This is a genomic window from Pseudomonas sp. IT-P12, from assembly GCF_949767465.1.
In the GTDB taxonomy this organism is placed as follows: domain Bacteria; phylum Pseudomonadota; class Gammaproteobacteria; order Pseudomonadales; family Pseudomonadaceae; genus Aquipseudomonas.
This window is the reverse complement of sequence record NZ_CATKPY010000027.1, coordinates 196,555-209,428: the sequence shown is the minus strand read 5'-3', so window position 1 is coordinate 209,428 and position 12,874 is coordinate 196,555. Positions and strand designations below refer to the sequence as shown.

Genomic DNA, 12,874 nt, shown 5'->3' with positions numbered 1-12,874 from the left:
CAAGGCTGGAATATTTAAGCGTCGACGAAATCTCCCGGCGGATGGAACGCAACGAGCTGAGTGCGGCAACGTTCGTGCTCTACCTGCAGCGAAGGATCGCCGCCCTCGATAAACAGGGGCCGAAGATCAACGCTGTGATCGAGCTCAATCCCGAGGCGCTGGCCATCGCCGAGTTCCTGGACCGGGAGCGCAAATCGGGCTACGTGCGCGGTCCGTTGCATGGCATCCCGGTACTGCTCAAGGACAACATCGACACCTCCGACCAGATGCAGACCAGCGCGGGCTCACTGGCCATGGTGGGTGACCCTCCGGCCAAGGATGCGTTTATCGTGCAACGCCTCAGGGAAGCGGGCGCGATCATTCTCGGCAAAACCAACCTCAGTGAATGGGCGGCGTTTCGCGATCCGGCCCTGCCCAGTGGCTGGAGCGGTCGCGGTGGCCAAACCAGAAACCCTCACCTGTTGAGCGGTGACGTGTGCGGCTCCAGCTCCGGTTCTGCCGCCGCCACCGCCGCCGGGTTCGCCCCATTGGCTGTCGGAACGGAAACCGCCGGCTCGATCATCTGCCCGGCGTCCCTCAACGGCGTGGTCGGCATCAAGCCGACCGTAGGCCTGTTAAGCCGCAGCGGCATCATCCCGGTGACCCACAAACTGGACACTCCTGGCCCGATGGCCCGCACCGTTCGCGAGGCTGCCCTGCTCCTGAACGCCATGCGTGGCAGTGACCCCGCCGACCCGGTCAGAAAGCCCCATGGCCAGGACGCCGTGGACTACACCGCACTGCTGCGCCCCCACACCCTGGTTGGCAAGCGTATCGGCTACCCCGCCAAGTTTGATCGCAGCGGCCTGCCGCTGTTGCTCGACCCGCAGTTTTCCCAGGCACTGGAACTCATCCAGGCCGCCGGTGCGACCTTGATTCCCGTGGACCTGAAGGATCCGTCATCGGCTCGGCTGGATGAGGCGTTTCAGATGGGCATCCAACGTGAGTTGCCTCGCTACCTGGCCACACGAACCGGCATTCCCGCCCAGACCCTGAACGATCTATTGCTGTTCAACGCCGCAAACGCCGAAGGCCCTGGACAAGCCACCCTGATCGCCGCCAGCAAAGTGGTGTTTGACGAGCAGACCTACAACCACCTCTGGGGCATGATTCAAGGTGAAAATGCCGCCGCCATCGATCGCTTGCTGGTCACGCATCAACTCGATGCCCTCGTCTCGGATATCGCATCCTCCGCCATGAACGTCGCCCCCCTGGCCGGTTACCCCGGCGTCATGGTGCCCACCGGCATCGACGAAGAGGGCGCCCCGACCTCGATCTTCTTCTACGGCCCGCGCTGGAGCGAGGCCCAGCTTCTGGCGTTGGCGTATGGTTATGAACAGGTTTCCAATGCGCGGCGGGCGCCGGAGTTCAAGCCATAACCAGTGTTTTACAGGCTGCACCTGTCAGGCGAACACCACCTCAATCAGCCCCTCTTTTCTGGATCGGGGGGCCGACTTGACCACGATTTGAACGTCCCGCCCCAGCAACGACAGGCATTCCATCATCTTGGCTTCGCTGATGCCGCGAAACTTTCCGCGTAGCATTTCAGACAATTTGGGTTGGGAAAGGCCGAGGATTTCGGATGCTTGAACTTGGGTCAGATGGCGAGCCTTGATGATTTCGCCAATTTTTGCCGCCAGTTGGGATTTGACGCGCATCTCATTGGCGTTGGGAGTTGCGAAATCTTCGTAGACATTCCCACTGCTTGCTTCGACTTCAGTCATGATTTGATCCTTTTGAGTGATCATAATCATGCGAAAATATACCAATTTGGGAATAATCGCCAATCAATGATTCATCTCACTCAACCATTCACAAAATCCGTCTGCCCTCGCGATTCTGCCACTGCGCCTTTCCCACCGATCACCCGCCCCGGCGCAAACCCCGGGAAGAACATCAGCCCCTCGGACTCAAAGCGATAGGCCAGCGCCAAGCGGTCGGCGTCCGCCACCTCGCGCCGGGCCTCGAACCGTTCGATTTCGGCTACCGCCACCCCGGTCTCCCGCGATAACTCATCAACACTCCAGCCCAGCATCGCCCGGGCCTGGGCGCAATGGGTGGGGGTGAATTGGAAGAGGGCGATACGTTCCAGGGTGATTTTCATCGCATAAGAGGCCATGGTGTGCTCCGGGCTCGAGAGTGCTGATCCAAAATGTACTGTGTTTTTGTACAGTTGTTTTCGGCCCGGATCAAATTGATTTTTTGTTTTTTTCTAGTTTGCCTCCGCCATCCAGACGGACGGTGCATGGCCCAGCACACGCCGGAACATGGTCGAGAAGGCCGCCGGGCTGTCATAGCCGAAGTCCAGCGCAATACGCGTCACCGGCTCACCCACGGCCAGTCGGGCAAGCGCCAGCACTACACAGGCACGCTGTCGCCATTGGCTGAAGCTCAGGCCGGTTTGCTGGCGAAACAGGCGATTGAACGTGCGCAGGCTGACGTGCATTTGACTCGCCCATTGCTGCGGCGACTGATGAGCATCGGGCCGCTGCAGAAACAGCTGGCACAACCCGAGCAGCCGCGACTCCTCGGGCAACGGAATGTGCAACGGCAGGTGAGCACTGCGCGCCAGTTCGTGCAGCAGCAGATCGATCAATGCCCCATCGCGGCCGGTCTCGTCGTACACCGGCGCCACCTCTGCGGCCTCCATCAACAAGTGCCGCATCAACGGCGAGACATTGATCACCTGACAACGGCCGCCCAGGTCCACCTCCCCCGGCTCGATGTACACACTGCGCGTGCTCACCCCCAGCATCAACACTTCGTGTGCCATCCCCGGTGGTATCCACACGGCCCGTTGTGGCGGCACCACCCAATTGCCATCGTGCGTGCTCACCTGCATCACCCCGGTGGCGCCGTACAACAATTGCGCCCTGCGGTGTGTATGACGTGGCAACACCTGGCCGTAGGCGTAATCCGTACCGATCGCCACCACCCGCCGGGGCGTGTCGTCCAGCACATCAATCGAAACATTGCGCATCGGGCGGCTCCCGCGTTTGGCGTAAACGCGAACATTATTGGCCTATTTGCTGAGGCCGGCCAAGCCACTTCACTCTATCGTCGAGCGCTCTCAATCCGATGGAAGCCCGTGATGTCCTACCTCTTGCTGACACTCTTCGGCTGCATGACTGGCGTCACTGCGGTGTTGTTTGGCTTTGGCGGTGGTTTCGTCGTGGTGCCCTTGCTGTACCGCATGCTCATGGCCCATCACTCGGTCGACGATCCGATGGGGCAATCGGCAATGCACATCGCCGTCGCCACCTCGACCTGCGTGATGATCGTCAATGCGCTGGTCGCCACCGGAAAGCATCGACGCGCGGGTAATCTGGTTCGCCATTACCTGTGGCCATTGGGCGGGTTCATTGCCATCGGTGCCGTGTTGGGGGCCGTCGCGGCGACCTGGGTCAGCGGTGAGGTGATTCGGTACGCGTTCATCGCCTACCTTGGCTTGACCATTGTGGATTGCCTGTTCAGGCAAGGGTTTCTCACGCCGCCTGGCACCGGCAACACACGTCGATTGGGCCGAGCAGAAGTATCTGTCGGTGGCGTAGGAATCGGCGTCATCGCTACGTTTCTTGGCGTGGGGGGCAGTGTCATGACGGTCCCATTATTGCGTCGATGCGGGTTGAGCATGAATCAAGCGACCTCGATGGCGAACCCGTTGAGCCTGCCGGTGGCGGTGGCCGGTACGCTGACCTACCTGTCGATGGCAGGTTTCGGGACGCTCGATCTGGGGCCGTGGTTTATCGGGTATGTGGATCTGCTGGCGTTTGCGGTGTTGACCGTGGGGTCGATGCTGGGGATTCGATTGGCCACGCGCTGGATTGGTCGAATTCCGGACCGGATCCATGCGCGGGTGTATGTCGGGTTGCTGGTTCTGGTCATGATCAGCATGGCCCTGAACTGAAGGCTGCTATTTCGCCTCCAGCCCCGGCGCCTCCCGAATAATGAAGTGATCCAGGTTCTCGATGTTCGCGCTGAACACCCCGAACGTCTGCTCGGGATTTTTCTTGCTCGGCACCTGCGTCAACGCCGGCGTCACGCCATAAAAGAAGCAATACAACTCGGCCTCGCTGTCGATGGCATGCTTGATCTCTTGCAGAAACGCTTTGCGCTTGCGGTAACCCTCGATCAACTTTTTGCTGAGGTAGACGTTCACCGAATACGGTTTTTTTTTCGCCTCGTCCGCCTGCTTGAACCACACCTTCTGCTCGAAATCGATGCGAAAGCTCTGGGTGTAATCCTTGATCTGTTTGATCCGGCCCCAGTAAATCAGCCCCTTGTTGTCCGTCAGGTACTCGATCTTCTTGAAGAACGAAGCGTACGGCGCCGTGTGCTCGCCCACCTTCAGCGGCATGCGCTTGAGCAGCTCCTTGTCGGCGAAGTTCGAGACGAAACACTCAACCGGATGGGCAAAGACACTGGTCTTGTCCGGCGACGACTCGCGGCCTGAGTGCTCGGCACGGACCGTCGACGAGGAGGGCACAGGCGCGTCCTGCCCATCCGCCACCGCAGCCGCCGGGCTCGACGGCCTGCGCACATACTGACGCCGGGTCAGCAACAGCTCCGACGGAAAATGCTCCTCACGCCCGTCATCCGTTTCCGCACCGTCCACCCCCGACGCCTTGAGGCTGGCATAAGGACAATCCGCCACATGCCGCGTGCCCGGTGTGTTCTTGAAGTGCGGGGTGCGCACGTAATTGACGTTCTTGGCATTGAACGTGGTCAGCACATTCGCCGCATCGAATGCCGAACGACAGGCGTCGTTGGGGCACTGGAAGTGTTCCTTGGCGGAATCGAACGCCACCGTCTCGTCGAAATTCAGATCCCGCACGTCATAGATCGACAACTTGTCGTCGAGGCTGAGGCAGTAGGCGAGGTCGAATTTCATGTCAGTCTCGGTTCCGTGAGCAAATGGGTATTAATAGCGGGAGGCGGGCAGGGATGCACTCACTGAATTCACGCGCTGCCCATTTGCGGGAGCGGACCTGCTCACGACAGATCCGGGGACATGACTGCTTTTCATCGACCTCATCGCCTCCACAAAGGCGCCATTGCAGAGAAGACAAGCGGTATTGAAGTCGATCTGTATATATGTATACTTAAATACATTGAGACCAATGCTCTGCCCATCGGGCCAAAAGGTAAACAGGAAATGGCACTCTCCAAATTCCCGGTCGTAGCCAATGAGCGGTCCCGCACGCTGGGGGATCAGGTCGCCGACTCTATCGTCAGCGCGGCGATTCATGGGGATCTGGCTCCGGGTGCCCGGCTAATTGAGGTAGAGCTGGCCGAAGCCTTTGGTGTCAGTCGGGTGCCGGTGCGCGAAGCCCTCAAGACCCTCGAAAGCCAGGGCATTGTCGTCACGACCAACCGCGAATTGTGCCTGGTGGACGTGGATCGTGAATCCCTGGAGCAGATGCTTTCGGTGCGCGTCGTCCTGGAGAACCATGCGGTCGAATTGGCGATGGCGGCCATTGCCAAGGACCCACGTTTGCTCGAACCCTTCGAAGATGCCCTGTTCAATTTGCAGGGCGCCATCCGCAAGGGCTCTGCATTCCTGGCAGCCCAGGCAGACATGGATTTTCATCGTGCCATCTATCTGGCCAGCGGCAACAAGACGCTATTGGACATTTGGGACAAGATGTCGCGCAAGATCCTCATCGCAGTCGGTTTGAGGGTTCCCAATACCAAGGTGTACGAAGACCACGAAAAGCTGCTGAGCATTCTCAAGAGCAACGACTCGGTGAAATTCAAGGAAGCGCTCTTGCCGCATGTTCAGGAGTGCCTCACCGTCGAATAGCCAGGCGCCCAAAGCGAAATCACCCGTCGTGGTGATTTTTCTGGATTACCAATGTATACAAGAGTACAGGAGGACATGTATCAAGCTTTGAGCGCCCAATCACGCCCGCTTGGCAGCTGCCCCGCCAAAGGCTGACGCCATGGTCGGACTGAGCCACTGGGCGTAGCTTAAGCAACAGCAAGATTCGAGCGGACTGCAGAGCCGCCTTTATCAAGCCCTGTGAGTACCGCAGCAACGACTTTGTAACTGCCACCCAACGGTTCCAACAATTTCAACTAATCACGTTCGGTAGGGAATTTAGTCATGAAAGCTTCCAAGTGCATCCTCTCGGCATTTTGCTTTGCCGCCGTCGCCAACCTCGCCATGCCCGCCATGGCCTATGAGGTTGCCCCAAGCTACGAGAAATGCGGGGACGACTCCTTCAGCCAGTACATCAAGGACGGCGTCACGATCGGCATCGTGTCCGCGCCGCCTCACTCCTTCCTGAACACTTCCACCGGCAAGGCCGAGGGCATTGATGTCGAGATCAATGAAGCGGCGCTGAAATGGATGGGCATCACCTCGATAAAATACGAAGTAACGCCCGTTGGCCAACTTGTCCCGGGCCTGATGTCCAGGCGCATCGATGTGATTGGCACCAACATCCACGTCACCCCGGACCGGATCAAAGCCATCAGCTTTACCGGGCCCTCGTGGTGGTACGGCCCGATCATCGTGCTGCCGGCAAACTCCGATTTGCAGATCAGTTCCTACGCCGACCTCAAAGGCAAGAAAGTCGGCGCCGTGGTGGGCTCTGCGGCGGACGAATACCTGCGCAAGATCGGGGCCGAGTCGATCGCGTTCCCCGGCGCCGAGCAGGAAATCGGTGCGCTGACCACCGGCCGCGTGGATGCGGTGCTGGAGGATGATGTCACCGTCGTTGACTGGCTCAAATCCAACCCCTCGCTGCCGATCAAGCAGCTCAAGGACGTTCCGGTTCCTGAAGAAATGATCACCAGGTACGGGTATGGCTACGCACGCTACGGTTTGCGCAAGGATGATTGCACTTTCCGCGCCGCGTATACCCAGGCGTTGGCTGAAGTGAGAGGCACGGGGGAGGTCTCTGCGATATTGAAAAAGTACGGTCTGAGCAATCGCAATCTGTTTCTTCACCCGCTTGAGAAAAACTGGTAAAGCCCAAGGGGTGAAACATGAACTTATTCAACGTTTCAGTCGTACTCGAATATTGGCCCGTGTTCCTGAGAGGGTTGGGCCTCACGGTATTGTTGACCATTATCGTATTCAGCCTGAGTGCAGTTTTGGCCATACCCGTGGCACTGGCTCAACTGTCCCGCTATCGCGTATTACGCCTGCTTGCGCATATCTACGTGGAAGTGATGCGCGGTACGCCGGTCATCCTGCAATTGATCTACGTGTATTACGTATTCCCGATCATCGGCATCAAGGTCGCGCCATTCAGTGCTGCCGTGATCGGTCTTTCAATGAGCATGATTGCTTACTTGAGTGAAGTGTATCGAGGCGGTATCAACGGTATTCCACAGGGGCAACGAGAAGCCGCTGCGGCCATGGGCATGAGCGAGTTTCAGGCGTTCCGTCGAGTGGTTCTTCCCCAGGCCATCCGCCTGACGCTGCCGTCGTTGGGTAACTACCTGATCGCGCTGTTCAAGGACAGCGCACTGGCCTCCGTGGTCACGCTTCAGGAGTTGATGTTTGCCGGCCAGATCATCGCGGTCCGCAACTATGAATATTTCACCGTTTATACCGTGTGTGGCGTGCTCTACCTGTCGGTCAGCTACCCCTGTGCATTGCTGGTGCGGCACCTGGAAAAACGCACTCAGGGCGGTTACCGGCGCAAGGTCGCGCGGGCGGCGCCAGCCTCGCAAAGCTCGGCCGTAGGAGAAAACTCATGATCGAACTCAAAAGCTTGAACAAGGCTTACGGTGATCACGAAGTCCTGCGGGGCATCGACCTCACCATCGAGACCGGGAAAGTCGTGGTCATCATTGGTCCGTCCGGCAGCGGCAAGTCCACGCTGCTCAGGTGCATCAACTACCTGGAGCAGCCGGATTCCGGGACGATACTGCTGGACGGTCAACGAATCTTTTTCGATTCAACGGCCGGCGCAGCCAAGGCCCACAGCCCCAAGCGCGTCGCCGCCGTGCGCGCCCGACTGGGGATGGTGTTCCAGGACTTCAACCTGTTCCCGCACATGAACGTCCTGCACAACGTCATGGAAGGCCCCGTGACGGTCAAGGGGCGGCGGGCCAGAGACGTGGAGTCACTGGCGCGCGAGTTGCTGGCCAAGGTCGGATTGGCCCATCGGGCCGACTACTTTCCCGATGAAATTTCCGGCGGGCAGAAGCAACGGGTGGCGATAGCGAGGGCACTGGCGATGGAGCCCGATGCCATGCTCTTTGACGAACCCACCAGCGCCCTCGACCCCGAGTTGGTGGGAGAAGTGCTGAACGTCATGCGCGATCTGGCCCAACAGGGCATGACCATGATTGTGGTCACCCACGAGATGGCCTTTGCCAGGGAAGTGGCCGATGAAGTGGTGTTCATGGACGGTGGAGTCATTATTGAACGCGGGCCGCCGGCGCAGTTGTTCGATCATCCACAAAATGAAAGAACCGTGCGGTTTCTGCAACGTACGGCGAATGCTTAAAGTTTAGAAGTTTCACCTCTTCAATTATAGAAGTCCGCCGTCTATTGCTCATTTGGACGTCAGCGGCTCCATTGATTTTTTAAACACTCGTCCAGCCGATTAGTTCGGCCGCGCACTCATTCGTCAAGAGAGGATTCGTCATGGCTCTGCGATATCAACATTTCATTACTCCGACCGGTACAGCCGAATTCCCCAAAGTTGTCAGAGGTGAAGGGGTTTATATATGGGACCATACCGGGCGTCGTTTATTGGACGGCTCTTCCGGCGCAGTCTCGGTCAATATCGGTCATGCTCATCCCAGGGTGCTGGAAGCCATGCGTGAGCAGATGAACAAGATCATCTACGCCCACAGCATGCGTTGGGACAACGACCCCAGCCAGGCATTGGCCGAGCGACTGGCCCGCCTGAGCGGCTGGGATTTCGAAGCGGCGTTTTTCGTGTCCGGCGGTTCCGAGGCCAACGAGGCCGCGATCAAGTTCGCCCGTCAGGTGGCGGTCGCACGCGGGCAGGCCAGCCGCTACAAGATCATCAGTCGCGTGCCGTCCTACCATGGCGCCACCACCGCCTTGCTCGGCATCACCGGCGATACCGATTACGCCAAAGCGTACAAGCCCATGTTCGTCGACATGCCAAAGATCGATGCCCCGTTGCTGTATCGCCGACCGGCCCATGAATCGGTCGACGATGTGATCGATCGCTGCGTTCGCCAACTCGAAGACACCATCATCGCCCAGGGCCCCGAGACCGTGCTGGCGTTCATGATCGAGCCGGTGGGGGGCGTTTCGACGGGGGCCTTGATGTCACCTGTCGACTATTACGACCGCTGTCGCCAGATCTGCGACCGCTACGGCGTACTGATGATCTACGACGAGATCATGAGCGGCGCCGGTCGCACCGGGCGATTCCTCGCGGCCCATCATTGGCCCGACTGCCGTCCCGACATCGTCACCCTGGCCAAGGGTGTCAGCGGTTCCTACGCGCCGTTGGGCGCGGTGCTCGCGTCCTCGGCGATGGTCAATGACGTCCGGCTCAGTGGCGGGTTCAAGCACGGCCATACCTACTCGGCCAATCCGCTGGGGTGCGCGGCTTCCAACATGGTGCTCCAGGTGCTGGAGGACGAAGCCCTCATGCCGCGCGCCACCTTGTTGGGTGAAAGAATCCGAACGCGTCTGGAGGACCTCAAGAGCAGGACTCGGGTCATCGGCGACATCCGGGGCATCGGCCTGCACATGGCGGTCGAAATCGTCGTCGACAAGGACACCAAGGCAATCTTCACCGATGAAGTCCGCGCCAGCGAAAAGATCGGATTGCTCTGCCGCGAGTACGGGCTGCTGCTGTTCTCACGCCGCACGGCCGGTGCCGCGTATGGCGAGTGGCTGATGTTCTGCCCGCCGCTGACGATTTCCGACGCCGAAGTGGAGGAAATGCTGGCAGCGTTCGAGAAGGGCGTCTTCGCGTTCCAGAACTCGGTGTGCTCGTAAGGCCAACAGCCGCGCCGTTTTGCTGAGCAGTCGCGGCTTTCATCTGTATATGGGAGGGTTTCATATGGCTAGGCGAGCAACCATTGTGGGTTGGGCTCATACGCCTTTCGGTAAGCTGGACGACCCGGACGTCGAGTCCTTGATGTCCCGCGTGTCGCGGGCTGCGCTCGATCACGCCCAGGTCGCCCCCGGGGACGTTGGCATGGTCTGCGTGGGGGTCTATAACAACGGTCTCACCCCGCAAGGATTCGAAGGTGCCTTGGTCTCCCTGGGCGAACCGGCCCTGCGTTTTACCCCGACCGTTCGGGTTGAAAATGCCTGCGCCACTGGCACCGCCGCCATTCACGCGGCGGCCGATTTCATCGAAAGCGGTCGCGGCCGCATTGCCCTGGTGATCGGCGCGGAAAAAATGACCGCCGTACCTTCCAGTGTGGTCCCCGGCATCCTGCTCAGCGGCTGCTACCGCCGCGAAGAGGAAAGCCCCGAAGGCTTCGCCGGCATCTTCGGCCAGATCGCCAGTGCCTACTTCGACCGCTACGGCGATCACCGCGAAGCGCTCGCGATGATCGCTGCGAAGAACCACGCCAACGGCGTGCACAACCCTTATGCCCACATTCGCAAGGATCTGGGCGTTCAGTTCTGCAATAAAATCTCGGAAAAAAATCCCCTGGTGGCCGGACCGCTTCGCCGCACCGACTGCTCGTTGGTGTCCGACGGCGCGGCCGCGATCGTGCTGGCCGATGAAGAGACGGCGGCGGCACTGGGCCGGGCCATCCGCTTTCGTGCACGCACCCACGTCAATGACTTCCTGCCGCTCTCGCGCCGTGACCCATTGGTGTTCGAAGGCGCGCGCCACGCCTGGGATGCCGCCCGCGAAACCGCCGGGATTGCGCTGGACGATCTTGACCTGGTGGAAACCCATGACTGCTTCACCATCGCCGAGATGCTGCAATACGAAGCGATGGGGCTGGCCAAACCCGGGCAGGGTTGGACAGTGATACACGAGGGCATCACCCAACGGACGGGCCGCCTGCCAGTGAACCTCTCCGGCGGCCTCAAGGCCAAGGGGCATCCACTGGGTGCCACAGGCGTGTCGATGCATGTGATGGCCGCCATGCAACTGATGAACGAAGCCGGCGACATGCAGATCGCCAACGCGCAGTTGGCCGGTGTTTTCAACATGGGAGGCGCGGCCGTCACCAACTACGTCTCCATCCTGGAGCGGACGAAATGAAGATGGCAGCTCAAATTCCGGCCGTGTCCGAACGGGTCATGAACCTCGCGCACTGGCTGACCCAGAATGCGCGGCGCCTGCCCGATCATCCGGCGATCATCCACGGCGACACCACCTGGACCTGGGCGCAGTTCGACGCCCGGGTCAGCGCGCTGGCCGCCGGGCTCGCCGAGCGGGGCCTGGGGCCGGGCGACAAGGTGCTGGTGCATTCGAAAAACAGCAGCGAAATGTTCGAATCGCTGTTCGCCGCCTTACGCCTCGGGGCGATCTGGGTGCCGACCAATTTCCGCATCACGCCTGACGAAGTCATCTACATGGCGTCCACGGCCCAGAGCCGGATCTTCCTGTGTCAGAGCGATTTCCCCGAATACGCGGCCGCCGTGTGCGCGGCTGCGCCACAGACGGACCTCATCTGGCTCGAAGGCACCCGGCCTGCCGCGCCGGATCAGCGTCCCCTTGCCAATGACCTGATCCGCACGCACTTGGGCAAGTCCGTGCCCAATGCCGCCGTCGCCCGAGACACGCCGTGCTGGTTCCTGTTCACCTCCGGAACCACCGGCAAGCCGAAGGCCGCCGTTCTGACCCATGGCCAGCTCGCGTTCGTGATCAACAACCACCTGGCTGATCTCCTGCCAGGCACCACCCATCACGACGGGTCGCTGGTGGTCGCGCCGCTGTCCCACGGTGCGGGCATTCACCAACTGAACATCGTCGCGCGGGGCGGCACTACGGTTCTGCTGCCCTCGGACCGGTTCGATATCGACCTGGCCTTCGAACTCATCGAAAAGCACCGGCTGACCAACATCTTCACCGTGCCCACCGTGCTGAAAATGATGGTCGAGCACCCCAGCGTGGACCAACGGGATCACCAAAGCCTGCGCCACGTCGTCTACGCCGGCGCGCCGATGTACGAAGCCGACAAGCAACGCGCCCTGGAAAAACTCGGCCCCGTGCTGGTTCAGTATTACGGCCTGGGTGAAGTGACCGGCAACATCACCGTGCTGCCGCCCTGCGAGCATCAAAGCGCGACCTCACGGCCATCAACCTGCGGCTACGAGCGCACCGGCATGCAGGTCTCGATTCAGGACGAGCAGGGCAATGAGCTGCCGACTGGCGTCACGGGCGAGGTCTGCGTCGTGGGCCCGGCGGTATTCGTGGGCTACTACAACAACCCCGATGCGAACGCCAAAGCATTCCGCAATGGCTGGTTCCGCACCGGCGACATGGGGCACATGGACCAGGACGGTTTCATCTACCTGACCGGGCGATCTTCCGACATGTACATCTCGGGCGGCTCCAACATCTACCCCCGAGAAATCGAAGAAAAAATCCTCCTGCATGAAGGCATCACCGAAGCCGCCGTGCTCGGCCTGCCGGATGCGCAGTGGGGGGAAATCGGCGTCGCGGTCTGTGTACGCAAGGAAGGCGCGGTGTTGAGTGAGGGCGAGCTGCTGGAGTGGATGGCCGCGAGGATTGCCCGTTACAAAATGCCCAAGCAGGTGTTCTTCTGGGACGCGCTGCCCAAGTCCGGTTATGGCAAGGTGACGAAGTTGCTGGTGAAGGCGGAGCTGGAGCGGCGGGGTGTCAGGGTGGTGCTCGAGGAGGCGGTGGGGCACGTGGGGCGTTGAGTGGAGTCGGCTCGCCCCCGCACC

Annotated in this window: 13 protein-coding genes; 9 read left to right on the top strand and 4 right to left on the bottom strand. The window is 60.3% G+C overall.

The window, feature by feature from the left end; all coding sequences use genetic code 11:
* Positions 1-41 precede the first annotated feature (41 nt).
* Positions 42-1,418: an amidase family protein gene (locus ACM6IM_RS27810; RefSeq protein WP_414866862.1), complete on the top strand. Its 1,377-nt coding sequence runs from the start codon at positions 42-44 to the stop codon at positions 1,416-1,418.
* 24 nt (positions 1,419-1,442) lie between these two features.
* Here the strand turns inward: ACM6IM_RS27810 and ACM6IM_RS27805 are convergent, their stop codons facing one another.
* From ACM6IM_RS27805 to ACM6IM_RS27795, 3 genes are all read right to left on the bottom strand, one after another.
* Positions 1,443-1,763: a helix-turn-helix domain-containing protein gene (locus tag ACM6IM_RS27805; protein ID WP_414866861.1), complete on the bottom strand. Its 321-nt coding sequence runs from the start codon at positions 1,761-1,763 to the stop codon at positions 1,443-1,445.
* 80 nt (positions 1,764-1,843) lie between these two features.
* Positions 1,844-2,158 carry an XRE family transcriptional regulator gene (locus tag ACM6IM_RS27800; RefSeq protein ID WP_371048533.1) on the bottom strand — a complete coding sequence of 105 codons (315 nt, stop codon included), beginning with the start codon at positions 2,156-2,158 and terminating at the stop codon, positions 1,844-1,846.
* A 93-nt stretch (positions 2,159-2,251) separates the two neighbouring features.
* Entirely contained in the window at positions 2,252-3,019 is a 768-nt protein-coding gene (locus tag ACM6IM_RS27795) for an AraC family transcriptional regulator (RefSeq protein ID WP_414866860.1), read from the bottom strand.
* Positions 3,020-3,130: 111 nt separating this feature from the next.
* Here ACM6IM_RS27795 and ACM6IM_RS27790 point away from each other — a divergent pair, with 111 nt between their 5' ends.
* Positions 3,131-3,946, top strand: a complete 816-nt coding sequence (locus ACM6IM_RS27790) for a sulfite exporter TauE/SafE family protein (protein WP_414866859.1) — start codon at positions 3,131-3,133, stop codon at positions 3,944-3,946.
* A 6-nt stretch (positions 3,947-3,952) separates the two neighbouring features.
* Here ACM6IM_RS27790 and ACM6IM_RS27785 read toward each other — a convergent pair whose 3' ends face one another.
* Complete coding sequence (locus tag ACM6IM_RS27785; protein WP_414866858.1) at positions 3,953-4,930, bottom strand: hypothetical protein; 978 nt, start codon at positions 4,928-4,930, stop codon at positions 3,953-3,955.
* A 120-nt stretch (positions 4,931-5,050) separates the two neighbouring features.
* Between ACM6IM_RS27785 and ACM6IM_RS27780 the strand changes: the two genes are divergently transcribed.
* From ACM6IM_RS27780 to ACM6IM_RS27750, 7 genes are all read left to right on the top strand, one after another.
* Positions 5,051-5,842 carry a GntR family transcriptional regulator gene (locus ACM6IM_RS27780; RefSeq protein ID WP_371048529.1) on the top strand — a complete coding sequence of 264 codons (792 nt, stop codon included), beginning with the start codon at positions 5,051-5,053 and terminating at the stop codon, positions 5,840-5,842.
* Between the two features lie 303 nt (positions 5,843-6,145).
* On the top strand, positions 6,146-7,015 hold the full coding sequence (locus ACM6IM_RS27775) for a transporter substrate-binding domain-containing protein (protein WP_371048528.1): 870 nt from the start codon (positions 6,146-6,148) through the stop codon (positions 7,013-7,015).
* Between the two features lie 17 nt (positions 7,016-7,032).
* Positions 7,033-7,752: an amino acid ABC transporter permease gene (locus ACM6IM_RS27770; RefSeq protein WP_414866857.1), complete on the top strand. Its 720-nt coding sequence runs from the start codon at positions 7,033-7,035 to the stop codon at positions 7,750-7,752.
* Positions 7,749-8,507 (top strand): amino acid ABC transporter ATP-binding protein, encoded by a 759-nt coding sequence (locus ACM6IM_RS27765; protein ID WP_371048527.1) that lies wholly within the window; start codon positions 7,749-7,751, stop codon positions 8,505-8,507. Before ACM6IM_RS27770 ends, ACM6IM_RS27765 begins: the two co-directional genes overlap by 4 nt.
* 140 nt (positions 8,508-8,647) lie before the next feature.
* Complete coding sequence (locus ACM6IM_RS27760) at positions 8,648-9,988, top strand: aspartate aminotransferase family protein (RefSeq protein ID WP_414866856.1); 1,341 nt, start codon at positions 8,648-8,650, stop codon at positions 9,986-9,988.
* A 64-nt stretch (positions 9,989-10,052) separates the two neighbouring features.
* On the top strand, positions 10,053-11,222 hold the full coding sequence (locus ACM6IM_RS27755; RefSeq protein ID WP_414866855.1) for an acetyl-CoA acetyltransferase: 1,170 nt from the start codon (positions 10,053-10,055) through the stop codon (positions 11,220-11,222).
* Positions 11,219-12,850 (top strand): acyl-CoA synthetase, encoded by a 1,632-nt coding sequence (locus ACM6IM_RS27750; protein ID WP_414866854.1) that lies wholly within the window; start codon positions 11,219-11,221, stop codon positions 12,848-12,850. Before ACM6IM_RS27755 ends, ACM6IM_RS27750 begins: the two co-directional genes overlap by 4 nt.
* Positions 12,851-12,874 lie beyond the last annotated feature (24 nt).